At 62.3% G+C, this 24,587-nt stretch carries 25 protein-coding genes; 9 read left to right on the top strand and 16 right to left on the bottom strand.

Annotated elements, in window-relative coordinates; translation table 11 throughout:
- The first annotated feature begins 3 nt into the window (after positions 1–3).
- From LOKVESSMR4R_RS03350 to pdeM, 9 genes are all read left to right on the top strand, one after another.
- Positions 4–1,443 carry a CpaF family protein gene (locus tag LOKVESSMR4R_RS03350; protein ID WP_087206301.1) on the top strand — a complete coding sequence of 480 codons (1,440 nt, stop codon included), beginning with the start codon at positions 4–6 and terminating at the stop codon, positions 1,441–1,443.
- 5 nt (positions 1,444–1,448) lie between these two features.
- Positions 1,449–2,414 (top strand): type II secretion system F family protein, encoded by a 966-nt coding sequence (locus tag LOKVESSMR4R_RS03345; protein ID WP_087206300.1) that lies wholly within the window; start codon positions 1,449–1,451, stop codon positions 2,412–2,414.
- 10 nt (positions 2,415–2,424) lie between these two features.
- Positions 2,425–3,384, top strand: coding sequence for a type II secretion system F family protein (locus tag LOKVESSMR4R_RS03340; protein ID WP_087206299.1), 960 nt, complete (start codon positions 2,425–2,427; stop codon positions 3,382–3,384).
- A 14-nt stretch (positions 3,385–3,398) separates the two neighbouring features.
- Positions 3,399–3,959, top strand: a complete 561-nt coding sequence (locus LOKVESSMR4R_RS03335; RefSeq protein WP_087206298.1) for a tetratricopeptide repeat protein — start codon at positions 3,399–3,401, stop codon at positions 3,957–3,959.
- A 25-nt stretch (positions 3,960–3,984) separates the two neighbouring features.
- Complete coding sequence (locus LOKVESSMR4R_RS03330) at positions 3,985–4,833, top strand: tetratricopeptide repeat protein (protein WP_087206297.1); 849 nt, start codon at positions 3,985–3,987, stop codon at positions 4,831–4,833.
- Positions 4,834–4,837: 4 nt separating this feature from the next.
- Positions 4,838–5,329 (top strand): prepilin peptidase, encoded by a 492-nt coding sequence (locus LOKVESSMR4R_RS03325; protein ID WP_087206296.1) that lies wholly within the window; start codon positions 4,838–4,840, stop codon positions 5,327–5,329.
- A 96-nt stretch (positions 5,330–5,425) separates the two neighbouring features.
- Positions 5,426–6,736: an ATPase gene (locus LOKVESSMR4R_RS03320; protein ID WP_087212515.1), complete on the top strand. Its 1,311-nt coding sequence runs from the start codon at positions 5,426–5,428 to the stop codon at positions 6,734–6,736.
- 69 nt (positions 6,737–6,805) lie between these two features.
- Entirely contained in the window at positions 6,806–9,223 is a 2,418-nt protein-coding gene (locus LOKVESSMR4R_RS03315) for a ligase-associated DNA damage response DEXH box helicase (RefSeq protein WP_087206295.1), read from the top strand.
- Between the two features lie 39 nt (positions 9,224–9,262).
- The gene (gene pdeM, locus LOKVESSMR4R_RS03310) at positions 9,263–9,907 is read left to right on the top strand and encodes a ligase-associated DNA damage response endonuclease PdeM (RefSeq protein ID WP_087206294.1); all 645 of its coding nucleotides are present in this window, start codon (positions 9,263–9,265) and stop codon (positions 9,905–9,907) included.
- An 86-nt stretch (positions 9,908–9,993) separates the two neighbouring features.
- Here the strand turns inward: pdeM and folD are convergent, their stop codons facing one another.
- From folD to ruvB, 16 genes are all read right to left on the bottom strand, one after another.
- On the bottom strand, positions 9,994–10,887 hold the full coding sequence (gene folD / locus LOKVESSMR4R_RS03305) for a bifunctional methylenetetrahydrofolate dehydrogenase/methenyltetrahydrofolate cyclohydrolase FolD (RefSeq protein ID WP_087206293.1): 894 nt from the start codon (positions 10,885–10,887) through the stop codon (positions 9,994–9,996).
- The gene (locus LOKVESSMR4R_RS03300; protein WP_237331893.1) at positions 10,884–11,201 is read right to left on the bottom strand and encodes a chorismate mutase; all 318 of its coding nucleotides are present in this window, start codon (positions 11,199–11,201) and stop codon (positions 10,884–10,886) included. Before LOKVESSMR4R_RS03300 ends, folD begins: the two co-directional genes overlap by 4 nt.
- Before the next feature lie 73 nt (positions 11,202–11,274).
- Positions 11,275–12,951 (bottom strand): formate--tetrahydrofolate ligase, encoded by a 1,677-nt coding sequence (locus LOKVESSMR4R_RS03295; protein WP_087206291.1) that lies wholly within the window; start codon positions 12,949–12,951, stop codon positions 11,275–11,277.
- A 99-nt stretch (positions 12,952–13,050) separates the two neighbouring features.
- On the bottom strand, positions 13,051–13,629 hold the full coding sequence (locus LOKVESSMR4R_RS03290; RefSeq protein WP_087206290.1) for an MOSC domain-containing protein: 579 nt from the start codon (positions 13,627–13,629) through the stop codon (positions 13,051–13,053).
- 154 nt (positions 13,630–13,783) lie between these two features.
- The gene (gene ftsH / locus LOKVESSMR4R_RS03285; RefSeq protein ID WP_204248715.1) at positions 13,784–15,697 is read right to left on the bottom strand and encodes an ATP-dependent zinc metalloprotease FtsH; all 1,914 of its coding nucleotides are present in this window, start codon (positions 15,695–15,697) and stop codon (positions 13,784–13,786) included.
- Positions 15,698–15,805: 108 nt separating this feature from the next.
- The gene (gene tilS, locus LOKVESSMR4R_RS03280; protein WP_087206288.1) at positions 15,806–17,008 is read right to left on the bottom strand and encodes a tRNA lysidine(34) synthetase TilS; all 1,203 of its coding nucleotides are present in this window, start codon (positions 17,006–17,008) and stop codon (positions 15,806–15,808) included.
- Positions 16,999–17,820: a tol-pal system protein YbgF gene (ybgF, locus tag LOKVESSMR4R_RS03275; RefSeq protein WP_087206287.1), complete on the bottom strand. Its 822-nt coding sequence runs from the start codon at positions 17,818–17,820 to the stop codon at positions 16,999–17,001. The genes tilS and ybgF overlap by 10 nt, the downstream gene beginning before the upstream one ends.
- 16 nt (positions 17,821–17,836) lie before the next feature.
- Complete coding sequence (gene pal, locus LOKVESSMR4R_RS03270; protein ID WP_087206286.1) at positions 17,837–18,361, bottom strand: peptidoglycan-associated lipoprotein Pal; 525 nt, start codon at positions 18,359–18,361, stop codon at positions 17,837–17,839.
- 78 nt (positions 18,362–18,439) lie between these two features.
- Complete coding sequence (gene tolB, locus LOKVESSMR4R_RS03265) at positions 18,440–19,756, bottom strand: Tol-Pal system beta propeller repeat protein TolB (protein WP_162290719.1); 1,317 nt, start codon at positions 19,754–19,756, stop codon at positions 18,440–18,442.
- Between the two features lie 99 nt (positions 19,757–19,855).
- A complete protein-coding gene (locus tag LOKVESSMR4R_RS03260; protein WP_087206285.1) occupies positions 19,856–20,959 on the bottom strand; it encodes an energy transducer TonB in 1,104 nt (367 codons plus the stop codon).
- Position 20,960: 1 nt separating this feature from the next.
- Positions 20,961–21,437: an ExbD/TolR family protein gene (locus tag LOKVESSMR4R_RS03255; protein WP_087206284.1), complete on the bottom strand. Its 477-nt coding sequence runs from the start codon at positions 21,435–21,437 to the stop codon at positions 20,961–20,963.
- 1 nt (position 21,438) lies between these two features.
- Positions 21,439–22,113 (bottom strand): protein TolQ, encoded by a 675-nt coding sequence (gene tolQ / locus LOKVESSMR4R_RS03250; protein WP_087206283.1) that lies wholly within the window; start codon positions 22,111–22,113, stop codon positions 21,439–21,441.
- A gap of 107 nt (positions 22,114–22,220) precedes the next feature.
- Positions 22,221–22,610: a tol-pal system-associated acyl-CoA thioesterase gene (gene ybgC / locus LOKVESSMR4R_RS03245; protein WP_087206282.1), complete on the bottom strand. Its 390-nt coding sequence runs from the start codon at positions 22,608–22,610 to the stop codon at positions 22,221–22,223.
- A complete protein-coding gene (locus tag LOKVESSMR4R_RS03240; RefSeq protein WP_087212510.1) occupies positions 22,610–23,227 on the bottom strand; it encodes a hypothetical protein in 618 nt (205 codons plus the stop codon). The genes ybgC and LOKVESSMR4R_RS03240 overlap by 1 nt, the downstream gene beginning before the upstream one ends.
- Positions 23,227–23,562 carry a MazG nucleotide pyrophosphohydrolase domain-containing protein gene (locus LOKVESSMR4R_RS03235; protein WP_237331892.1) on the bottom strand — a complete coding sequence of 112 codons (336 nt, stop codon included), beginning with the start codon at positions 23,560–23,562 and terminating at the stop codon, positions 23,227–23,229. Before LOKVESSMR4R_RS03235 ends, LOKVESSMR4R_RS03240 begins: the two co-directional genes overlap by 1 nt.
- A complete protein-coding gene (gene ruvB, locus LOKVESSMR4R_RS03230; protein WP_087206280.1) occupies positions 23,555–24,583 on the bottom strand; it encodes a Holliday junction branch migration DNA helicase RuvB in 1,029 nt (342 codons plus the stop codon). The genes LOKVESSMR4R_RS03235 and ruvB overlap by 8 nt, the downstream gene beginning before the upstream one ends.
- Positions 24,584–24,587: the final 4 nt, after the last annotated feature.

Raw genomic sequence — 24,587 nt, 5'->3', positions numbered from 1 at the left:
TCCATGTTTTCAAAATACAAAAAACCCGGCGCGCCTCTTGGCGGTGCGACGCAGGCCACGGGGCCACGCCCCGCTGCGGCTGCGCCAAAACCCGATGGCCAGTCGCTGATGAAAACCATGCCGCAGCGCAGACCCGCCGAGGCCGGGCCAGCCGACAAGGACAAGCGCCGCAAGGACCGTTTGCAAGAGCTGAAGCTGGAGCTGCATAAATCCTTGCTGGAAAACCTGAACCTCGCCGCGCTGGAAACCGCGACCGAACAGGAATTGCGCACCGAAATCAACGCGATCGCCAATGAAACCCTCGAAGAAATGGGCGTCGTTCTCAGCCGCGAGGAACGCCAGACACTCAGCCAGGACCTGTTTTTCGAGGTGACGGGCCTTGGCCCGCTGGAAACCCTGCTGAAGGATGATTCAGTCAACGATATCCTGGTCAACGGCCCGCAGCAGATCTTTGTGGAACGCAACGGCAAGCTGGAACTGACCGATGTCACCTTCAAGGATGAACGCCACCTGCTGCGCATCATCGACAAGATCGTCTCGGCCGTGGGGCGCCGCGTCGATGAAAGCAACCCCTATGTCGATGCCCGCCTTGCGGACGGATCACGTTTCAACGCCATGGTGCCGCCGATCGCGGTGGATGGCTCGCTGGTCTCGATCCGGAAGTTCAAGAAAGACAAGCTGGGGGTCGAGGATCTGGTGCGCTTTGGCGCCTTTACCGAGGAAATGGCCGCCTATCTGCAAGCCGCCGTATCCACCCGCCTGAATATCATCGTTTCGGGCGGCACGGGGTCGGGCAAGACCACGACGCTGAATGCGCTGTCCGGTTTCATCGACGATGCCGAACGCATCCTGACGATTGAAGACACCGCTGAATTGCAGCTGCAACAGACCCATGTCGGCCGGATGGAAAGCCGCCCGCCCAATGTCGAGGGCAAAGGCGGCGTGTCACAGCGTGACTGTCTGAAAAACGCCCTGCGGATGCGCCCTGACCGGATCATCGTCGGCGAAACGCGCGGCGATGAGGTGATCGACATGTTGCAAGCGATGAACACCGGCCATGACGGGTCGATGACCACGATCCACGCCAATTCTGCGCGCGACGGGATCAGCCGGTTGGAAAACATGATCGCCATGGCCGGGATCGAGATGCCGATCAAGGCGATGCGCAGCCAGATCGCCTCGGCTGTGAACCTGATTGTGCAAGCCTCGCGCCTGCAGGACGGATCGCGCCGCATGACCTCGATCACGGAAATTACCGGCATGGAAGGCGATGTGATTTCGATGCAGGAAATCTTTCGCTATCAGCGCGTCGGCCTGACCCCCGACAACAAGATCATCGGCCATTTCACGGCAACGGGCGTGCGCAGCCACTTTTCGGATCGGTTCAAACTCTGGGGCTACGACCTGCCACCGGCGATCTTTGAACCGATGGTTGCGGAATAGGTCATATGATTTCTATCGAACCCATCATCTATGTCCTGATTTTCATTGCGGTTCTGGCGCTTGTGCAGGGCGCCTATCTGGTGATTTTCGGCAAGTCGATCAGCATGGATGGCAAGGTCAACCGCCGTCTTGAAATGCTCGACAAGGGCGGCAACCGCGAACAGGTGCTTGACCAGCTGCGCAAAGAGATGACGCAGCATATGAAATCGCAGAGCATCCCGCTCTATTCATTGCTGGCGACCAAGGCACAAAAAGCGAATATCGCCTTTTCGCCGGCGCAGATCATCATGATGATGGGCGCGGTCAGCATCGCCGCTTTCATCTTGCTGACGCTTTTCGCAGAGGTGGCGACCGCCGTGCGCGCGCTGATCAGCCTGCTGATGGGTGTCGGCGGGGTCTATCTGTGGATCAGCCGCAAGGCGACCCAGCGGATGAACATGATTTCCGAACAATTGCCCGATGCCGTGGAACTGATGGTCCGGTCGCTGCGCGTGGGGCATCCGTTTTCAACGGCGATCAGTATCGTCGCCAAAGAGGTTCCCGATCCGCTGGGCACCGAAATCGGCATCATCGCTGATGAAACCGCCTATGGGCGCGACATGGGCGAAACGCTCAAGGCGATGGCGGAACGGCTGGACAATCAGGATTTGCGCTTTCTGGCGGTGGCGGTGACGATCCAGCAATCCTCGGGCGGCAATCTTGTGGAAATTCTTGATGGTCTGGCCAAGGTGATCCGCGCCCGGTTCCGCCTGTTCCGCCGCGTGAATGCCATCACCGCCGAGGCGAAATGGTCTGGCAATCTGCTGTCGGGTTTTCCGATCCTCGCGCTGATCGGGATCAATATTGTGCAGCCGAATTATTTCGACGACGTCATGGAAAGCCCGATGTTCATTCCGGCCTGTTTCGTGGTTGCTGCGTTTTTGGTGCTGAACCTGATCGTGATGCGCGGCCTCACCAACATCAAAGTCTGAAAGACGCCGCATGCAAGCCATCCAAACCTTCATGTTCGATCTTCTTGGCCCCTTCGGTCCCTTGGTCATGGTTGGACTTTTGGGGCTGTTCATGATCCTGATAACCTTGCCGGTCCTGCTGCGGCGCGAACAGGACCCGCTTGACCGGCTCAAGGCTGCGACCAATCCGGCCGACAAGAAAGACAAGACCGAACGTCTGCGCGCGGCATCCAGCAAGGATACGCTGGAAAAATATTCCAACTTTCTTGAACCGCAGAACGCCGAGGAATATTCCGCCGTCAAGCTGAAGCTGCTGCAATCAGGATATCGCAGCAAGAACGCTGTGCGCATTTACCATTTCCTGCAATTCGCCTTGGGCATCACCGGCCTGTTCGGTGGCGGTATCTATGCCTTGATCGAAATGGCGCAGCGCACGGTCGAGACACAAGAACTGGTCATGATGATCCTGGTGCCCGGCGGCATCGGCTATCTGTTCCCGAAATATTGGGTCACGCGCCGCGTTGAACTGCGCAAAGAGGCGATCACCCAGGCCTTTCCCGATGCGCTTGACCTGATGCTTGTCTGCGTCGAGGCGGGACAATCGCTTGACCAATCCATCTTGCGCGTCTCGCATGAATTGCGCACCGGCTATCCCGAACTGGCCGCAGAATTCGAGATCGTCAGCCAGGAGGCCAAGGCCGGCAAGGACAAGACCACCGTTCTCAAGGATCTGTCCGAACGCTGCGGCGTGCCCGATATCGCCAGCTTTGTGACGGTCATGGTGCAATCGGCGCAATTCGGCACGTCCATTTCGGATGCGCTGCGGGTCTATGCCTCTGAAATGCGCGACAAACGCGTGATGCGCGCCGAAGAGGCCGCCAACAAGCTGCCGACCAAGATGACGCTGGCCACCATGATGCTGACCGTGCCGCCGCTGATGGCGATCCTGATCGGACCGTCGATCTATGCGATCGCAACCAGCCTGGGATAGGGGCCACAGGGATCATGGGCATTCATCCGGGCATGCTGACCTTTGCATTGGTCATGATGACCGCCTGCACCGCGGGCGAGCTGAACCGGTCCAGTGACGGCACTTTCGCGCCGGGCACTGCCGGGATTGGCAATATCGACGGGCTGATCGTGGGCCACCGGTTGATGGCGGCGGGGGAATTCGATCTGGCGCTGAAGGCCTATCATCGCGCCGCCGCCCAGCAAGGGTTGAACGTCGATACGATGTCGGCCATCGGCTCGGCCAATCTGCAACTGCGGCGCTTGGGGCAGGCAGAAAGCTGGTTGCGGCGCGCTGTCGCCGAAGACCCAAGCTTTCCGCCCGCCTGGAACAATCTGGGTGTGGTCCTGACAGAACGCGGCAAGCTTGGCGAAGCGACAGAGGCGTTCCGCCGCGCTTTTGCTGCAGATAACGGCAATTCGGACGAAATCCGCGAGAATCTGCGCCTATCGCTCGCGCAATTCGAGGATTCCGATGACGATATTGCAAAAGACATTCAGAATTTCAGCCTGATCAGGCGTGGTGCCGGTGACTTCGTGTTGATGTCGGATCTCTAGGCAGAGCAGCAAAGGACGCGAAAACATGCGCCATCTCTTTTTCATACCGCTTTTCGCCATCGCCCTGTCGGCCTGCGACCAATCCGGCACCGGGGATGTGGAACAGGCACTGCGCGATATCAACGTGGTTGATGACACCAACCTCAATGACGTGATGCTGACGGTGGGCGATCCAGACGAAGCCGTGAATTACTTTGCCAATGCCAATAACAACGACCCCGGCCGCATTGATCTGCAACGCGGGCTGGCGATGTCGCTGGTCCGCGCGCGCCGCCCAACCGAGGCAGTGGCCGCCTGGCAGGCCGTCACAGCGCATCCTGATGCCACGCATGATGACCGGCTGAACCTGACCGATGCCTATATCCGCAGCAACCTTTGGGACGAGGCGGCAGCGACCTTGAACACGATTCCGCCGACCTTTGAAACCTTTGAACGCTACCGGCTAGAAGCCATGGTCGCCGACAGCCGCCAGCAATGGGACAAGGCCGATAGTTTCTATGAAACCGCTGTCGGGCTGACCACGCGACCCGGACCGGTCTATAATAACTGGGGCTTTTCCAAATTGACGCGGGGCGATTACCCCGCCGCCGAACGGCTGTTTGCCGATGCTTTGCGGTTCAACCCGGCCTTGTTCACCGCCAAGAACAACCTGGTTCTGGCGCGCGGTGCGCAACGCAATTACGCCCTGCCCGTCGTGGCCATGACCCAGGTCGAACGCGCGCAATTGCTGCACACGATGGCGCTGACCGCGATCAAGCAAAATGACGTCACGATTGGCAAATCTTTGTTGAACGACGCGATCAACACCCATCCGCAATATTTCGAGGCTGCGGTCCGCGCGCTTGAAGCGCTTGAAAACAACGCTGTGAACTGACCCGATGGGATTGACCGCCACTGCCGCCTCTTGGTTCCTGCCTGCCGTGATCCCCGTTGCGCTCTATGTCGCATGGAGCGATCTTGCGCGCATGAAAATCCCCAATATGGCGGTTTATGCGCTGGTGTTCAGCTTTGCCCTGCTGGGCCTGATCGCCCTGCCCTTCAGCCAATATCTGTGGCATTGGCTGCATCTGCCGGTCATGCTGGGGGTCGGGATCATCCTGAATTTGGCCCGCGTGCTGGGGGCGGGGGATGCAAAATTCACCGCGGCCGCGGCCCCTTTCATTGCCACAGCGGATCTGCCTTTGGTGCTGCCCTTATTCGCGGCCTGTCTGATGGCGGGTCTGGCGACGCATCGGCTGGTGCAAATCAGCCCCCTGCGCCGGCTGGTGCCGCATTGGGCAAGCTGGTCCACGCCCCACCGCTTTCCGATGGGATTTCCGCTGGCGATGACGCTGGTATTTTATCTGGCGCTGGTGGCAATCTATCGCTGAATCTGTTGCAATGCCTTGGACTCTTACGGCTTTGTTCACGATTTCGCCATAATGGCCCCTATGCTATGCGCTGCAGCCCAGCAGATAGGCCGAATGATGAATGTGCAAGCTTCCAGTGTCATGGCACCGCCCGCCCCGCGCGATCTGGATGCGATGTTGCTGCCCATGGCGATGATGCGCGATATCCTGATCAAGACGATGTTCCGCATGAACCTTGATCTGGTCACCCAGGTCAGCCAGGCGATCTGCCTGCCGGTCTCGGTCACACAGCAATTGGTCGATCTGGCGCGCGGCCAGCTGCTGCTAGAGGCGACAGGCTCGCTGAACCTCAACAGCAGCGGCGAAATCGGCTATCGGCTGACCGATACGGGCCGCGCCCGCGCGCTTGATGCGCTGCACCAGTCGGAATATTACGGGCCGATGCCGGTGCCGCTGTCGGTTTATACCGAACAGGTCAAGCGCCAGTCGATCCGCAACACCCAGATCACCCGCGAGCATCTGACCACCGCGATGGACCATCTGGTGCTGCCTGCCGATTTGTTGTCCAACCTTGGCCCCGCTGTCAGCGCCGGCCGCTCGATCCTGATGTATGGGCCGCCCGGCAACGGGAAATCCTCGATCTCCAACGGGATCAGGGATGCGCTGGGGGACAAGATCTATGTGCCGCGCGCGATCGCATATTCCGGTCAGGTCATCACCGTCTATGACCCTGTCGTGCATTCCGCAGCCGAAGATGACCTGGATGACCCCAGCAGCCTGCGCCGCACCTCGGGGCGGTTTGATACGCGCTATGTGCGCTGCGAACGGCCCACGGTCATCACCGGCGGTGAATTGTCGCTGGCGATGCTGGATCTTGTCTATAACCCGACCGCGCGGACCTATCAGGCACCCTTGCAGCTGAAATCGACCGGCGGCATCTTTATCGTCGACGACCTTGGTCGTCAGGCCGAACCGCCGCAGATGCTGGTCAACCGCTGGATCGTGCCGCTGGAAGAAGACAAGGACATTCTGGCCCTGCAATCGGGCGAAAAGTTCGAAGTGCCTTTCGACACGCTGGTAATCTTCTCGACCAATTTCCACCCCAATACGATCTTCGACAAGGCGGCCTTGCGGCGGATTTTCTACAAGATCAAGATCGACGGCCCCAGTCAGGAAGATTACCTCAAGATTTTCGCCATGGTCGCGCGCAAGCGCAAGATGCCGCTGGACGAGGAGACGCTGGTCCATCTGCTGAACCGGCGCTACCCCGAAATCGACAATATCTATGCGAATTATCAGCCGGTCTTTCTGATCGACCAGATGATCGCGATCTGCGAATTCGAAGGCATCCCCTATCAGATGTCGCCCGAGCTGATCGACCGGGCATGGGCCAATATGTTCGTCGCGGACGAAGACATCCTGCGATAGATGCCAGCACCCTTTGCATTCCAAAGGCTTCCCCCTACCTAGGAGGAAGCCTTTTTCATCGGGACAGCCATGCCGGACGCCACGCGCCACCTGCCAGCGCTATTTCACGACTGGTTCGCAGGCCGCGGCTGGTCGGTGCATCCGCATCAGCAGGCGATGCTGGACCGCGCGGGCGACCCCGCGCTGCTGCTGATCGCACCCACCGGCGGGGGCAAGACGCTGGCGGGTTTTCTGCCCAGCCTTGCAGAATTGGCGGATGGGACGCATCAGGGGCTGCACACGCTCTATGTCTCGCCGCTCAAGGCGCTGGCGGCGGATATCAAACGCAATCTGCGCAGACCCGTCGATGACATGGCTTTACCGATCCGGATCGAGGATCGGACCGGCGATACATCCTATACCCAAAAACGCCGCCAGCGCGCCGACCCGCCGCATATCTTGCTGACGACGCCGGAATCGCTGGCGCTGTTGATCAGCTATGAGGACGCGCCGCGCATCTTTGCCGGATTGCAGCGCGTGATCGTCGATGAAATCCATGCTTTGGCCGAAAGCAAACGGGGCGATCAGCTGATGCTGGCGCTCAGCCGCTTGCAGACCCTTGCCCCCGGCCTGCGCCGTGTCGGCCTGTCCGCCACGGTCGAGGATCCGCCCGCCATCGCCCGGATGCTGGCGCGCCACCCAGACCCCTGCCCGATCCTGCTGGCCGATCCAGGCCCTGCCCCCGATATCGCCATGCTGCAAACTGACGCCCCCCCGCCTTGGGCCGGGGGTGGGGCGACCTATGCGATCCCCGCCGTGCTGGAGGCCGTGAAACAGCACAAAACCACGCTGATCTTTCACAATACCCGCGCCCAGGCCGAGATTTTCTTTCACAATCTCTGGCTGGCCAATACCGATGATCTGCCGATCGGCATCCACCACGGCAGTCTGGCGCGCGAACAGCGCGAACGCGTGGAATCCGCGATGGTCGCAGGCCAGCTGCGCGCCATCGTCTGCACCGGCAGTCTGGATCTGGGGATCGATTGGGGCGATGTCGATCTGGTCATTCAGGTCGGCGCGCCCAAGAATGTGAAACGTCTGGTGCAGCGGATCGGACGCGCCAATCACCGCTATAACGCGCCGTCCAAGGCGCTGCTGGTGCCTGCCAACCGGTTCGAGGTTGTCGAATGCGTCGCCGCCTTGCAGGCCGTGCAAGCCCATGACCTTGACGGCGACCCCAAGGGCGCTGGCCCGCGCGATGTGCTGTGCCAACATATCCTGATTGCGGCCTGCGCGGGGCCGTTTCATGCCGATGATCTGTTCGCCGAGGTCCGCAGCACGGGTGCCTATGCCGGGCTGACCCGCGCGGAGTTCGACGCCTGCCTCGATTTCTGCGCCACCGGCGGCTATGCTTTGCGCGCCTATGACCGCTGGAAACGGCTGTTGCAGACCGCGGATGGCAAATGGCAGCTGCGCGACCCGCGCGCGGCCCTGCGGATCCGGATGAATATCGGCACGATTCAGGACACCGACACGCTCAAGGTCCGCATGAAGGGCAATTTCAAACCCCTGGGCGAGGTCGAAGAAGCCTTTGCCGCCACCCTGACCCAAGGCGACACTTTCCTGATCGGTGGCCAGATCGTGCGCTACGAAGGCCTGCGCGAAATGACGGTCGAGGTCACGCGCGACGCCGCTAAAACCCCCAAGATCGCGACCTTCATGGGCACGAAATTCGCCAATTCCACGCAGCTCTCGCAGCGCATCCTGCGGATGTTCGCGCAAGATGACTGGCCGCAATTGCCCGCCCACACCGCCGATTGGCTGGGGCTACAACGGCAGCTGTCCAAACTGCCTCAGGCCGACCGGATCCTGGTCGAAAGCTTCCCCCATGACGGGCGCCAGCATCTGTGCGTCTACGGCTTCGCAGGGCGCAATGCGATGCAGACGCTGGGGATGCTCTTGACCCAGCGGATGGAGGAATTGGGCCTGCATCCTTTGGGTTTCGTCGCCACCGATTACGCGGTGCTGATCTGGGGGCTCGATGCGGTGACTGACGCGGCGCCCCTGTTTCGCGCCCCCGACCTGCGCGCCGGGTTCGAGGATTGGCTGTCCGGCAATGCCGTCATGAAACGCACCTTTCGCGGGGCCGCGACCATCGCGGGGCTGATCGAACGCAACCTGCCGCAGGCGCGCAAATCGGGGCGGCAGGCGACGTTTTCCTCCGACATCCTCTACGACACTTTGGCCAAATACGACCCCGACCACCTGATGCTGCAAATCACCCGTGAAGAGGCCCTGCGCGGTCTGGTGGATTTCGGTCGGATCGAGGAAATGCTGACGCGCACCGCAGGCCGCGTCGATCATATCCTGCTGGACCGGGTGACCCCGCTTGCGATGCCGCTTTTACTAGAACAGGGGCGCATCGCGCTGGCCGGTGCAGGGCGCGAACGGCTGATGGAAGACGCAGCCGCAGCGCTGATCGCCAAGGTCGGATTGGCGATAGATTGAACCTTGCGCAGCGCGGCGCAAATCGGCCATTAAAATCGCATGAACAGCTATGCTTTCACCTTTTGCGGCATGCGCTGCCAGGCCCTGGCCAGCGGCGCGCTCTGGCTTCCAGAGGCCGGCACGCTCTGCGTTTCTGACCTGCATCTGGGCAAATCCGACCGGATCGCGCGGCGCAGCGGTGTGATGCTGCCCCCTTATGAGGTGCAGGAAACGCTGGACAGGCTGGCAGGCGATATCGGCGCAACCGATCCGCGACAGGTGATCTGCCTTGGCGACAGTTTCGACGATCTGACCGCGGCAGGCAGTCTGGATGATGCAATGCGCCTGCGACTGACCAGCCTGCAGGCGGGCCGGAACTGGGTATGGATCGAAGGCAATCACGACCCCGGTCCCGTCGATCTGGGCGGCAGCCATCTGGCGCAGATCCAGGTGGGCACGCTAAGCTTTCGCCATATCGCAACCAGCGCCACCGCCGAGGTATCAGGCCATTACCACCCCAAGCACCGGCTTGCCGGGCGCAGCCGCCCCGCCTTTGTCGTCGATGCCACCCGCATGATCATGCCCGCCTATGGCGCCTATACGGGTGGGCTGGATTGCATGGCGCCGGTGATCCGACAGCTGTTCGGCCCGCGCGCCTTTGCGATCCTGACAGGGCATAAAGCGCTGGCCGTCCCCTTGGCGTGACCTTCACCATCTTCCGAGCGCGTCAATTCGCGCAAGCGCGATTTGACGTGATCCCCGCCGGAGGCTCCGTCTGCGCAGCAGGCGGATCAGACCGTCAGCCCCGCAGGCTCTGCCAGCCCATTGGCACGGCAACAGGCCGTCACGGTATTGGCCAAAAGACAGGCAATCGTCATCGGACCTACGCCACCCGGCACCGGCGCGATCGCGCCCGCAACGGCGGCGCAGGAATCGTAATCCACATCGCCGACCAGCCGCGTGCCGCCATCATCCGTGGCAATCCGGTTGATGCCCACGTCGACCACCGTCGCGCCGGGCTTGATCCAATCGCCCGGCACCATTTGCGCGCGGCCCACGGCGGCCACGACGATATCGGCCTGCCGGACCATGGCAGCCAGATCGGCCGTGCGGCTATGCGCGATAGTGACAGTGCAGCTGTCGCCCAGCAGCAATTGCGCCATCGGCTTGCCAACGATATTGGACCGCCCGATCACCACCGCATGTTTACCTGCCAAAGACCCGTGGTGATCACGCAGCAGCATCAGGCAGCCCAAAGGCGTGCAAGGCACCATGGCCTTTTGCCCGGTCCCCAACAGCCCGACATTCGAGATATGAAACCCGTCCACATCCTTGGCCGGATCAATGCTGTTGATCACCAGATCACTGTTCAGATGGCCGGGCAGCGGCAGCTGCACCAGAATGCCATGCACCGCCGGATCGGCGTTCAACTGCGCGATCAGCGCCAGAAGATCGGCCTCTGACGTGGTATCGGGCAGGCGATGCTCGAAACTCTGCATCCCCACCTCGCGCGTCATCTTGCCTTTGCTGCGGACGTAAACCTGGCTTGCAGGGTCCTCGCCCACCAACACAACGGCCAGGCCCGGCACGATACCCTGCGCTTGATGCAAGGCCGCCACATGGCCTGCGATGGTGACCCGAAGCTTGGCCGCAAAGGCCTTGCCGTCCAGAACATGAGCTTTCATCGCATATCTTCCCTGTCGCTATCCGGCCCCAGCCGGGTTTCCTCGCGCGCAATCGACCAGTCGATCAGCTGCCGCCAAAGCATTTCCACCAGATCAGGCGACAGGCCATGGGCCTGCGCATGATCGCGTACATTGGACACCACCTGTTCCACCCGAGGCGTGATCCGGGCGGGCAGAGCGGCGACAGCCTTGATCGCCGCCGCGCGGTCGATATAGGCGGCGCGTTCGGCCAAGATCTGCACCAAAGCGGCATCGATCCGGTCAATCTCGGCCCTGATATCGGCCATGTCGCTGCACTCTTGCGGTGTCTTCACATCCGGTCCTCTTTGCCTGCGGCCCGCTGGTCGGATACGCGCTGCACGATCCGATGACAACAGCACAGCCGACCTAGAACAGGCCTTCGATCTGGCCATCCTCGTTCAGCATGATGGTTTCCGCCGAAGGCACGCGCGGCAGGCCCGGCATGGTCATGATCTCGCCGCAGATGGCGACGATGAAACCGGCACCCGCGCTTAGGCGGACCTCGCGCAGCGGAATGGTGAATCCCGTGGGCGCGCCGCGCCGGTCGGGGTCGGTGGTGAAACTATATTGGGTCTTGGCCATGCAGACCGGCAGATGGCCATATCCCTGATCTTCCCATTGCGCCAGCTGGGCGCGGATCTTGTCATCGGCAATCACATCATCGGCGCGATAGATTTTTTGCGCGATGGTCTGCATCTTGTCGAACAGGGGCATCGTATCGGGATAGATCGGCGCGAAATTGGCCACATCCTTATCGGCGATCTCGGCCACCCGGGTTGCCAGATCGATGATCCCCGCCGATCCCTGCGCCCAATGTCTACACAGCACCGCCTCAGAGCCTTGGGACGCGACATAGGCCTTGACGGCCGCGACCTCTTCCTCGGTGTCGGTGATGAAATGGTTGATCGCGACGATAACCGGCACGCCGAAGGATTTGAGGTTCTCGATATGGCGGCCCAGATTGGCGCAGCCCGCCTGCACGGCGGCGACATTCTCCAGCCCTAGATCGGCCTTGGCGACGCCGCCATTCATCTTCATCGCACGCACGGTCGCAACCACGACAACGCAGGCGGGGGCGATCCCGGCCTTGCGACATTTGATATTCATGAACTTTTCCGCACCCAGATCGGCCCCGAAACCGGCCTCGGTCACGACATAATCGGCCAGTTTCAGCGCGGTGGTCGTGGCTGTCACCGAATTGCAGCCATGCGCGATATTGGCAAAAGGACCGCCATGCACAAAGGCGGGGTTGTTTTCCAGCGTCTGCACAAGATTGGGTTGCAGCGCATCTTTCAGCAATACCGTCATCGCGCCATCCGCCTTGAGATCGCGGCAGTAAACGGGCGTCTTGTCGCGGCGATAGGCGACGATGATATCGCCCAACCGCTTTTGCAGATCGGCCAGATTGCGCGCCAGACAAAGGATCGCCATCACCTCGGACGCGACGGTGATATCAAACCCGGCCTCGCGCGGATATCCATTGGCAACACCGCCCAAAGATGCCGTGATCTGGCGCAGGGCCCGGTCGTTCATATCCATGACGCGGCGCCAGACGATGCGGCGGATATCGATATCCAGCGCATTGCCCCAATAGATGTGGTTGTCGATCATCGCCGCCAGCAGGTTATGGGCTGATGTGATCGCATGGAAATCACCCGTAAAATGCAGGTTCATATCCTCCATCGGGACCACCTGCGCATAGCCGCCCCCCGCCGCGCCGCCCTTCATCCCGAAACAGGGGCCGAGCGAGGCTTCGCGGATACAGACCATCGCCTTTTTGCCGATCGCATTCAGCCCGTCACCAAGACCCACAGTCGTGGTTGTCTTGCCCTCACCCGCAGGTGTCGGGTTGATCGCGGTCACCAGGATCAGCTTGCCATCGGGGCGGTCCTGCACGGCATCGATCAGCTGCTGGCTGACCTTGGCCTTGTCATGGCCGTAAGGGACCAGATCGTCACTCTGGATGCCCAGCTTGGCACCGATCTCCTGAATGGGGCGCTTGTGGGCGGCGCGGGCGATCTCGATATCGGATTTGACGGCCATGTGATCTTTCCTGTGTCTTTCCATGTCCTCTTTTCTAAAGAGGCGCTTGCGCCTGCCGTCCCCTGATTGCGACGCAATCCGCCCCACCAGCGGCTTGGGTCAGGGCTGCCAGCCGCGCTGGCCGGGCAGATGCAGCGAGACCGCATCGCCCACATGCACATGGCCTTCGCGCTCGACCCAGGCGGTGACGCCGCGCCTGCCCTTGGCCGCCGCCTTGAAACGGTCGCCTGCCCCCGGATGATCGGCGTTGATCGGCTTGGCAGGCAAGTGGCAGGGCTGGTTTTCCATATCGACGACAATCACCGATCCGTCGGGAAATTGCAGACGCGATGAAGGCGGCAGATGGGTGAAATCGGGAATACCGCGCAGCACCAGCGACGCGCCTGCATAGGCGGGATCAAGATCATCCAACCCGCAATCAGCAGCGATCAGCGCCAATTCCTCGGCAGACATGACGCAAAGCTGGCGCACGTTGCGGATCTCGGTGCCACGCGGATGCTGGCTGGTGACGCGCGAACACGACAGGCGGGTCAAACCGCCATGCGCCTCGCCGGGAATGCCGGCATAGGTCAGCTGCGCCTGCGGCACCGCGACCGAGGTCAGCGCCGCCTCGCGGTCGGGCACCAGACCCAGCCAGACGACTTCACCGATGATCTGCGTCTTCTTCAATGCGGGCATGGTCGGCCTCCTGCTACTGCGCCAACATTGGCCGCGCAGGGCGCGAAAAGACAAGTCATCTTCCGAGAAAAAATATCCCCGCCGGAGGCATCCGGCGCCGCAGGGGCCGGATCAGCAAGGCGAAACGCCGCCCCTTGGGGCGGCGTTTGCGGCTTCAGACAGAAGGTTCCGGTTCCATCCCGCTACCCGAGGCTGGCGGTTTTTTCGGTTTGGTCTTGGGGATCGCCGTCACCGAGGACCCCGCCGATGGCGGCGTGCCGCCGTTATCGCCCGAGGCTTGCGGCAATTCACCCGCCATGACGCGCTTGATCTCGTCGCCGGTCAGGGTTTCATATTCCAACAGACCCTGGGCCAGACGCTCGAACTCTTCGTTCTTTTCGGTGATGATCTTATAGGCAAGCTCATAGCCGTCCTGAATGAAGCGGCGCACCTCTTCCTCGATCATGACCTTGGTATCGGCCGATACCGACAGACCGGCGGTATTGCCCTGATAGCCTTCATGCGCCTCGGCATAATCGATATTGCCGATCTTGTCGGACATGCCCCAGCGCAGCACCATGGCGCGGGCCAGCTGGCTGGCTTGCTGGATATCACCGGCAGGGCCGTTGCTGACAGCATCGGGTCCGTATTTGATGATCTCGGCAGCCTTGCCCGCCATCGTCATCGCCAGACGCTGGTGGCATTCATCCTTGAACATGTTCAGACGGTCCATTTCCGGCAAGCTCATCACCATGCCCAGCGCACCGCCGCGCGGAATGATCGTCGCTTTATAGACCGGATCACATTTCGGCAGCGAGATTCCGACGATCGCATGGCCCGCCTCGTGATAGGCGGTCATTTCCTTTTGTTCGGCGGTCATGACCATGGACCGGCGCTCGGCCCCCATCATCACCTTGTCCTTGGCCGATTCGAAATCGATCATCGTGACAAAGCGGCGCCCCACGCGCGCGGCCATCAAGGCGGCCTCGTTCACAAGGTTGGCCAGATCGGCCCCCGAAAACCCGGGCGAGCCGCGTGCGATGATCCGCAGATCGACATCGGGACCCAGCGGGACCTTGCGCGCATGCACGCCCAAAATCTTTTCGCGGCCCTTGATATCGGGGTTCGGCACGGTGACCTGACGGTCAAAACGGCCGGGGCGCAGCAGCGCAGGGTCCAGCACGTCGCGCCGGTTGGTGGCGGCGACGATGATGACACCTTCATTGGCCTCGAACCCGTCCATTTCGACCAGCAGCTGGTTCAGCGTCTGTTCGCGTTCGTCATTCCCACCGCCCATGCCGACACCGCGGGCACGGCCTACAGCGTCAATCTCGTCGATGAACACGATGCAGGGCGCGTTTTTCTTGGCCTGCTCGAACATGTCGCGCACACGCGATGCACCGACACCGACGAACATTTCCACGAAATCAGAACCGGAGATGGTGAAGAAAGGCACACCCGCCTCGCCCGCGATGGCGCGCGCCAGCAGCGTCTTACCGGTGCCCGGAGGGCCGACAAGCAAGGCACCTTTGGGGATCTTGCCACCCAGGCGGCTGAATTTCTGCGGGTTGCGCAGGAATTCGACGATCTCTTCCAGCTCTTCCTTGGCCTCGTCGATGCCCGCGACATCGTCAAAGGTCACGCGGCCCGATTTTTCGGTCAAAAGCTTGGCCTTGGATTTGCCAAAGCCCATCGCCCCGCCTTTGCCGCCGCCCTGCATCCGGTTCATGAAATAGATCCAGACACCGATCAGCAGCAAGAATGGCAACAGGCTGACAAGGAAGGACTGGAATACCGATGTTTCCTGGCTGCGCGCCTCGAAGGGCACATTGGCGCCGATCAGCAGATTGGTGATTTCCGCATCCGATGGCGCGATGGTGGTATAGTTCCGCCCGCCTTCGGAATAGCGGACACGTTCGCCGTCGATCACGGCATCGGTCACGCGACCGGATTGCACGGCCTCGACAAAGGTAGAAAAGCTGCGCGCATCGCCGCCAGTCGTGCTGGCAGGGCTGCTGAACAGGTTGAATAAGGCCAGGACCATCAAGAACATGACGACCCAAAAGACCATGTTGCGTGCGTTACCCAAGGGGGACTCCTATCACATCGTCAAACAGGCGACAGACTCGTGCCTGCGTGGTTATCACTAGAATAGGGACAAACCGCCGATCTTCAATGCGCAAAGCCGCGCGCAGGGCTAGTCCGCGACAATCTGCGCGGACCAATCAGCCCCGAAACCCGCCAAAGGTGCAGAAATCAGCGTCGCGGCACGCCAGACGGCAGGCGTGGCCTGCAAGGATCGGCGCGGCAAGCCACTGGCGCGCCAGTCACCGCAAAGGTCGATCCCCGCCCCCAGCGCGCGCAGTTGCAAATCGGGGGCATGCGGCCCCGACAGCCGCCACCGTGCATCCCAAAGCGCATTTGTCGGCGTGACCAGCTGCGCCACGGCCTGCGGTTCGCGGCTGATGCGCAGGACCGGTCCGTCAAATGTCAGCAGGCAACCGCCAAGCGTGCCGCCCTGCCCCTGCATCAAACCCTGCATCAAGCGTTGCTGTTCATCGCGCCGTGGCATGGGCATCTGCCGATGCACCTGCGCCATCGCGGCCAGAACCAGCCGCCGGGCCTGTTCGCGTGACAGATCGCGCAGGGGCAATGTGACCAGCACATCACCCCCCTGCGGCAATGTCACAGCGGCGGCAATCTCGGCGGTGCCACGCTCCAGCGCGGCGCTGATTGTCGCCATATGCCGCGCGACCTGCCCCAAAGCCTGCGGCGTCAGCCCCAGCGTTGCCAAGACATCCGCCGCTTGCCTGATCCTGATCCGTTCATAGGCGGGATCATCATTGCCCGGATCATCGCACCAGCCGCGCCCCGTCGCCTGCAGATAGGCGCGCAGTGCCGCGCGTGTGATCTGCAACAAGGGCCGGTGATAGCGCAGGCCATCGCGGCAGGTCACTTCCGCCATGCCGGCCAGCCCATCAACCCCGGCCCCACGCGACAGCGCCATGATGACAGTTTCCGCCTGATCATCGGCCGTATGGCCCAGTGCGATATCACCCAGCCCCGCCGCATGCGCCCAATCCGCCAGCAAGCCATAGCGCGCCCGGCGCGCCTGATCCTGCAGATTGCCGCGCCCGTCCCAGCCGGTCCATGCCAAGGTCTGATGCGGCAAGCCATAACCCGCGCAGATTTCGGCAACCATCGCGCATTCGGCGGCGCTTTGCTGTCGCAGGCCGTGATCAACCGAGGCAACGCTGATCCGCCCGCCCATCGCCGCCGCCAGATGCAGCAGCGCCATGGAATCCCCGCCCCCCGAGACCGCAAGCCCGACCGGCGCACCGCTTTGCAGCACTTGGGCGAACTGCGGCGCAAGCACAGGAGGCCGCGGCGCTACTGGCATCCCAGATTTTGCATCGCCGTCTGCGCATCCGCGATGGCGGGATTGCCCGGAAAGCGCACCCCCACTTCGGCCAGCGTCAGGCAGGCATCCTGCGTCTGCCCGATCGCTCCCAGCGACGCCCCAAGCCGGACCAGCGATTGCGCGGCGCGCTGGCCTGTGGGATCTGCCGAAAAGCTTTCCAGAAAGGCGCGGGCCGCGCCGGTGTTTTCGCCCAAAGCCTCCAGCGCCTGACCGCGGATAAAGGCAGCCTCGGGCGCTAGCGGGCTTCCCGGATAGGTCGCGCCAAAGGCCGATAGCTGATCCACGGCGCCGCGAAAGTCACCTGCGGCGAGCGCCTCCTGCGCCCGCCGGATATCGTCTTGTTCGCCGATTGCAACGGCCGGGCCGCCCGTGGCAGGCGGCGGGTTGGCGACAGGCACGCCGGCCGAATTATCCACGCCACCCAGCGACGGCGTATCGCCCAGATCGGCGATGTCGCATGTTGTTTCCAGCTCGCACAGCCGGAATTCCAGATCACCGATACGGTTCGTGCCATCCACGGTGATGCGGTTGACGCGAAATTCCAGCTCTTCGGCCTTGGAGGTCAGGCGCTGCAGCTCTGCCTCGATCGCGTCCAGCCGGTCCAGCGGGGTCGCGCCCGCAATCATAGTGGGCACGCTGCCGGTCGTGGATAATTCAGTGCGCAGCCGCTGCACATCAATATAAAGCGCGGTCAATTGCTGGCGGATATCCGCCAGCGTCTGGTCCTGCGCTGCGGCAGGCAAAGGGGCCAGCAGAACGGCACAAACGGCAAGAATACGGTGCAGCATCATGGGGCCCCGGTCTGGATCAGCTGGTCATGGCCGAAAAGGACAGAACTGTCACAGCCCTGCGGTTCTTGGCATAGCAAGCCTCGTTCGAGCAAACCTCGACAGGGCGTTCCTTGCCATAGCTGGTCACTTCGAGGCGCGATGACGGCACGCCGCGCGACACCAGATATTCGCGCACGGCATTGGCGCGGCGGAAACCAAGGGCAAGGTTATATTCGCGTGTGCCCTGCTCGTCTGCATGGCCTTCGATGATTGCGCGGTAATCGGCATTGGTCAGCAGCCATTGCGCCTGCCCATCCAGAATGGTGCGGCCTTCGGGGCTGATCGTGGATTGGTCAACGGCGAACAGGACGCGGTCCCCGACGGTCTGGTTGAAAAACATCGGGCTGCGCGGGTCGCTGGCGGACCCCGCCATCCCGGCCGCTGCGCCGAAACCGTCAGCACCGGCACCGCCTGCGCCACCGGCCCCAAAACGATTGGGGTTGGTACAGGCTGCGGTTGCCAGCACCAAAAGCAAGATTGTCGCCTTTGTCATCATCTTCATAGGGTGATCCTGTTTATCTGCTCATTTTCATCAGTATAGCATGGCAATCGGGGTCTGGGAACGGCTTGTGCCGTCCGGTCAGGGTTGTAACGGTCCCCAAGAGGCATCGGATGCGGCGCTCTGGATCGGGACAGCGCGCAGGTTGCGCCCCGAGATATCGACCGAGTAAAGCGCGCTTGCCCCATCGGCCCCTTGGGTTTCACGGGTGAACATGATGACGCGGCCATTGGGCGACCATGTCGGCCCTTCGTCCAGAAAGGACGAGGTCAGCAAACGTTCCTCGGACCCATCGGTGCGCATCACGCCAATGTGGAACCGCCCTGCATTCTGCTTGGTAAAGGCCACCAGGTCACCGCGCGGCGACCAGACCGGCGTGCTATAGCGACCCTCACCAAAAGAGATCCGGCGCGCATCGCCGCCAGAGGAGGACATGATATAAAGCTGCTGGCTGCCCGAACGGTCGCTTTCAAACACGATCTGCGATCCATCAGGCGACAGGCTGGGGGCGGTGTCGATCGAGGGTGTCGCGGTCAGGCGCACATGCTGGCCCGTGTCCAGATCGGTGCGGTAGATATCGGTCGTCGCACCATTGGACAGGCTATAGATCACCTGCCGCCCATCGCGCGAAAACCGCGGGCTGAATGACATCTCGCCAGGGGCTGTGGCGATCTGGCGGCGCGCGACATTGGCGACATCCAGCAGGTTGATGCGCGGAAAACCGGATTCAAAACTGGTGTAAAGCACCTGATCACCGCGCGGCGAAAACCGTGGCGCCAGAACGATGCTGCTGCTGTCGGTCAGGAACTGGATGTTGACGCCGTCATAATCCATCACCGCCAACCGCTTGAGCCGGTTATCCTTGGGGCCGCTTTCCGCGACAAAGACCACGCGGCTGTCAAAATAGCCGCCTTCGCCGGTGATCCGGCTATAGACGGCATCGGACACTTTATGCCCCATCCGCCGCCAGCCTGCGGTCGTGCCGGCAAATTGCAGCCCGCTGCCCAGCTCTTGGCCGGAAAAGACATCGAACAGGCGGAATTTCACATTGACCTGATCGCCAGTGACGCTGACTGCGCCGATCACCAGCGCCTGCGCATTGACTGCACGCCAATCGGCAAAGGCGACCGGCTGCGCAAAAGCATTGACCTGCGAGATGAAGGCACTGGCCGGTACTTCGCGGAACAGCCCGGTGCCGGACAGGTTCTGCGCGACAAGGCGCGTCAGCTCGGTGGCAAGCTGGCCCGCCTGCGGCGTTTCCGCCTCGAATGTCGGCGCGGCAAAGGTGATCGGCTCGATCACCCCATCGGTGATCGTCAGCCGCAACGGGCCGCCCTGCGCCAAGGCGGGGCCCGCAACAATCAGGGCGATCAGCAACGTCAAAATTCTTTTCATCATCTCTGCCTCTTTCGCTGCCGGTTCTATGTGCCGAAAGCATCATTCCTGGTCGTCACGGGCGATCTGCCAAAGCGGCGCGCACCCGTCTTGGTGGTTCTGTTATCTCAATCGCATACCGCTGGGGTCGAATGTAATCACAACTTCGCGCCACTGGTCATATTTATCAGCCGGAAGCTGATATCCGCCACGTTGACAGCGCAGGATCGCGCGGCGGGCCGCCTCGAAGGCCGTATTTGTGGCAGATTGGTCACCGTCAGACGATAACAGACGCGGCTCCCCCTCGATCAGCCCTTCGCGGGTCAGGGTAAAGCCGACCTCGATGATCACACGCGCCGCGACAGAGCCGGGGTCCACGTTCCAGCAGCTGTTCACAGCGATCCGGAAACTGTCGCGCTCGGACCCCGTCATCGGCGGGCCAGCCTGCACGGCGGGGGCGGCGCTGCTGGCGACAGCGGCGGCCAGGGCATCGGCGACGGCATCGCTGGTGTCCGGCACTGGTGCTGGCGCTGGTGCCGGTTCGGTGGCTGTCTGGGGCTCTGGCGTGGCAACAGGCGGCGCCGGACGCGCGGGGCGCGCGATGGGCCGCAGGGATGTTGTCACGGCACCGCGCGGACGTTCATCGGCGATGACGATCTCGGTCGCGGTCTGTTCGGGGGCGGTAGCCTCTTGTTCGGGCATGGCGACCTCGGCCGGAGCGCTGTCATCGGGCACCACGGCATCGCGCGCGATGTCAGAGACCTGCGCATCGGGCGGCGGCGGTGCTGTCGGGGTCGCGGCGATCCGGTTCGCAGGGGCCTGGGTCGGGTCATTGCTGGGCGGCAGGTCGGGCGCTGGCTCTGGCACGGCAGGCGGCGGCGGCGCGACAGGTGCGGCATCTGTCACATCGGCGGGCGGTGGTGCGGGCACGGGCGGTGCGGGCTGCGGTTCAGGCGGCGGCGCGGGTTCCGGCGGCATGTCCACCACGGGCGGCGGCGTTTCTGCGATGACAGGCTGCACCGGGTCTGTGGGCGGGTCTGTGGGCGGGGCATCGCCCGGTTCCGGCGTGCGGGCCGCCATCATTTGGTCAAATTCTTCGCCCGACATGACCGAGACATCCATGACCTGCATCGGCAGTGGCTGCGATTGCATCCCCCACCCCAGCAGAAGCCAGCCGATCAACCCCACATGACCGACCGCAGAGATATACGTGCCCGGCGTCTGCATCTTATCCGTCGGCACCGTCAAAGGTTGGGCCGCCAATATCCGTCACAAGGCCGATGTCGGAAAATCCGCCCGCATTCAGCGCGCCCATCACCTCGGCCACGCGGTTCCATGCATTGGCGCCATCGGCGCGCAGAAAGATCTTGTTGCTGGTCCGTTCCGCAGCGATTCCGCGCAGGCGGGTGACCAGATCGGCGGGCGGCACTTCGGTTTCCTGGATCATCACGATGCCTTGGGCGGTGATGGTGACGGTCAGCGGTTCTTCTTCATCACCTGCAAGGGCCGTGGCCGCCGTGCGCGGCAAATCCACCGGCACGCCGACAACCGACAAAGGTGCGGCCACCATGAAGATGATCAACAACACCATCATCACATCGACAAAGGGGGTGACGTTGATTTCGGACATCGGTGGCTGCCCGCCACGGCTGCGCCTGCGGCCTCTGCCGCCACCGCCACGCGCCTTCATGACCCCGGCCCCCATGTCAGCTATCCAACTGGCGGCTGAGGATGGTCGAGAATTCGTCGGCAAAAGCCTCATAGCCCGCCACGATCCGGTCGCTGTCGGCAGATAGCTTGTTGTAATAGATCACCGCCGGGATAGCCGCCAAAAGGCCAAGACCCGTCGCCAAAAGCGCCTCTGCGATCCCCGGCGCGACGACCGCAAGGCTGGTGTTCTGCTGCTCGGCGATCTCGATAAAGGCGTTCATGATGCCCCAGACCGTGCCGAACAAACCCACGAAAGGCGCAACCGCCCCGACCGTGGCCAGCACCGGCAGGCTTTTTTGCAGAGCGCCCGCTTCTTTGGCGATGGCCACATCCATCGACCGGTCGATCCGCGCCGTAGCCCCCGCGATCAGCCCGCCATCCTGCCGGTGGGACCGGCGCCATTCATTCATGCCAGCGGCAAAGACCTTTTCAGAGGCCCCATCGGGATCAGGACCGATCTGTTCAAACAGCTGGTCCAGCGGCTCGCCCGACCAAAAGGCCCGGTCAAAAATATCCGCTTCGGCCCGTGCGGCGCGAAACTGGCGCGTCTTGTCAATGATGATCGCCCAGCACCACACCGATGCGAGGACCAGCATGATCATCACCAGCTGGACGATGATCGTGGCGCGCGCGAACAACGCCCACATTGTGAATTCGTGTGCTACTTCCATGTGCCTGCTCTGCCTGACGGCCCGTGTTCGGGCTCAATTACGCCCATCATTAGCGCAAAGCATAAGGCAAATCCAACCAAACCGGCATCACAAAGCCGAATTTGCCACTATTTTAACCCCAAGGCTTGGCGGATCGCCGCCGGTAGCCGGGTAATCGTGCCATCAATGGTCATGCAGATGATGGTCACGACGGCCGAAAACAGCACGGCCTCGCCGCGTTTGACATCCTGCCGCAGGACCAAGCGCGCACCCGAACCGGGCAGAACATGCGTTTCGACGCAAAGCTGATCATCATAATATGCGGGCGAGAGGTAATCCGCCTCGACCCTGCGGACGGCGAAAACCAGCCCTTGGGCCTTCATCTGTGTCTGGTCGATGCCAAGGGCGCGGACCCATTCACTGCGGGCGCGTTCGATGAATTTGAGGTAATTGGCGTAATAGACGATCCCCGCCAGATCGGTATCCTCGTAATAGACGCGCAGATCGAACAGATGCATCAGCTTGGCCTTTGGACACGGGCCGCAAGGCGCAGGGCATGGGCCGGGTCGCGCGCGGCTATTGGCATGACCGGGTCATAGGCCGCACGGATCACATCCGCCACCTCGGGGCGCAGCACGGCCTTGCCATCGATCAGCGCCAGCGGTGGGATGTCGGTAAAGGCCAGATCGGACCAGAGCAGGATCACCTGCGCCGCTTGGCTGAGCGCCAGCGTATCGGCGGGCACCTGTTCCAGATGCGCATCGAGCCGCAGAAAGACAAAGGCCGCCTTGATCCCGCCGGCATCATCAAAGCGAAAGATCCGGTATTGGTTGGCATCCGCCTGCTGCAAACGTGTCACCAGCGGCGCAAGGTCAGGCACCAGCCGGTCCAGATGCGGCACCTCGGTCAGTTCCGCCCAGTCGCGGCAGAAAAACACCATCAGATTGGCACCCAGTTCGGTATCGACCTCGTCCATCTTGTGATTGGCCAGCACGACCACCGCCTCGATCGCGCCTTTGAACAGCGACAGCGTCGCATCATCGACACCAAAGACCACCGGCACGATGGGCCGCCCCCAGCGGGCAAAGACATAGGCACCGTCAGAGCGGGTGAAATAGGGGGTAAGGTCGGTCATCATTCTTCCGTTTGTCGCGGCGGGGGCAGGTATTGGCCCCATTTGCGGGCAATTGCAGTGGGAATATCGATATTCTGCCACCGCGCGAACAACAGAATCTGCGCGAACAGATCCGCGACCTCATCCTCCATCGCGGTTTGAAGCGCCTGCACATCCTGCGCCGTCCGTCCCTGCCCGTTCCGTTTCAGAAACGCTGCCTGCAATTCGCCCAGTTCCTCGGTCAGCTTGGCCAAGTGCCAGACAGTATTGCGGTCAATCCCAAACCTCTTGGCATAAATGTCAGAGACGGCCTCGGACAAATCACTTAGCGCGTCGATGCTGCGTGGATCATTCATCGAACAATCTGCCTTGTCCCGCTGGTTTCGGCGCATCCAGCCCCAGATGGGTCCAAGCGGCCTGCGCCAGCATCCGCCCGCGCGGGGTGCGCTGGATCAGGCCCTTTTGCAGCAAATAAGGCTCGATCACATCTTCCAGAGAATCGCGGCTCTCAGAGAGGGCGGCGGACAGGGTCTCGATCCCGACAGGCCCGCCGGCATAGCTTTCGGCGATCAGGCGCAGATAGCGCCGGTCGGCCTGATCCAGCCCCAGATTATCAACCCCCAGCCGGTTCAGCGCCATATCGGCAATTTCCTGCGTGACGGTGCCGTCACCCTCGACGATGGCGAAATCCACGACGCGGCGCAGCAACCGCCCCGCGATCCGCGGCGTGCCGCGTGCGCGGCGGGCGATCTCGCGCGCGCCCTCATCAGCAGCGGGCGCGCCCAGCAGGCGGGCGGCGCGGGTGACGATCAGGTGCAATTCGTCCTGCGTGTAGAATTCCAGCCGTGTCGGAATGCCGAACCGGTCGCGCAAAGGCGTGGTCAGCAGGCCCATCCGCGTGGTCGCCCCCACCAGCGTGAAAGGCTGGAGTTCAATCCGCACCGTGCGCGCGGCAGGCCCTTCGCCGATCACCAGATCCAGCGCGAAATCTTCCAATGCGGGATAAAGCACCTCTTCCACCGCAGGGTTCAGCCGATGGATTTCGTCGATGAACAGCACGTCGCGGGCTTCGAGATTGGTCAGGATCGCGGCCAGATCGCCCGCCTTGGCCAAGACCGGCCCCGATGTCATGCGAAAGCCGACACCCAATTCGCGCGCCATGATCTGCGCCAACGTCGTCTTGCCCAGACCGGGGGGGCCGTGGAACAGCGTGTGATCCATCGCCTCGCCCCGGCGGCGCGCGCTTTCGATAAAGACCTTGAGGTTCGCCCGCGCCTCGCGCTGGCCGATGAATTCGTCCAAGGTCTGCGGCCGCAGGGCGCGGTCGGCATCCTCGGGCTGGCGGTCGGGGCGCAGGGTGGGGTCGGGCTGGGTCATCCGC

The organism is Yoonia vestfoldensis, from assembly GCF_002158905.1.
Classification (GTDB): domain Bacteria; phylum Pseudomonadota; class Alphaproteobacteria; order Rhodobacterales; family Rhodobacteraceae; genus Yoonia; species Yoonia vestfoldensis_B.
This window is presented reverse-complemented; position numbering and strand designations above follow the sequence as displayed.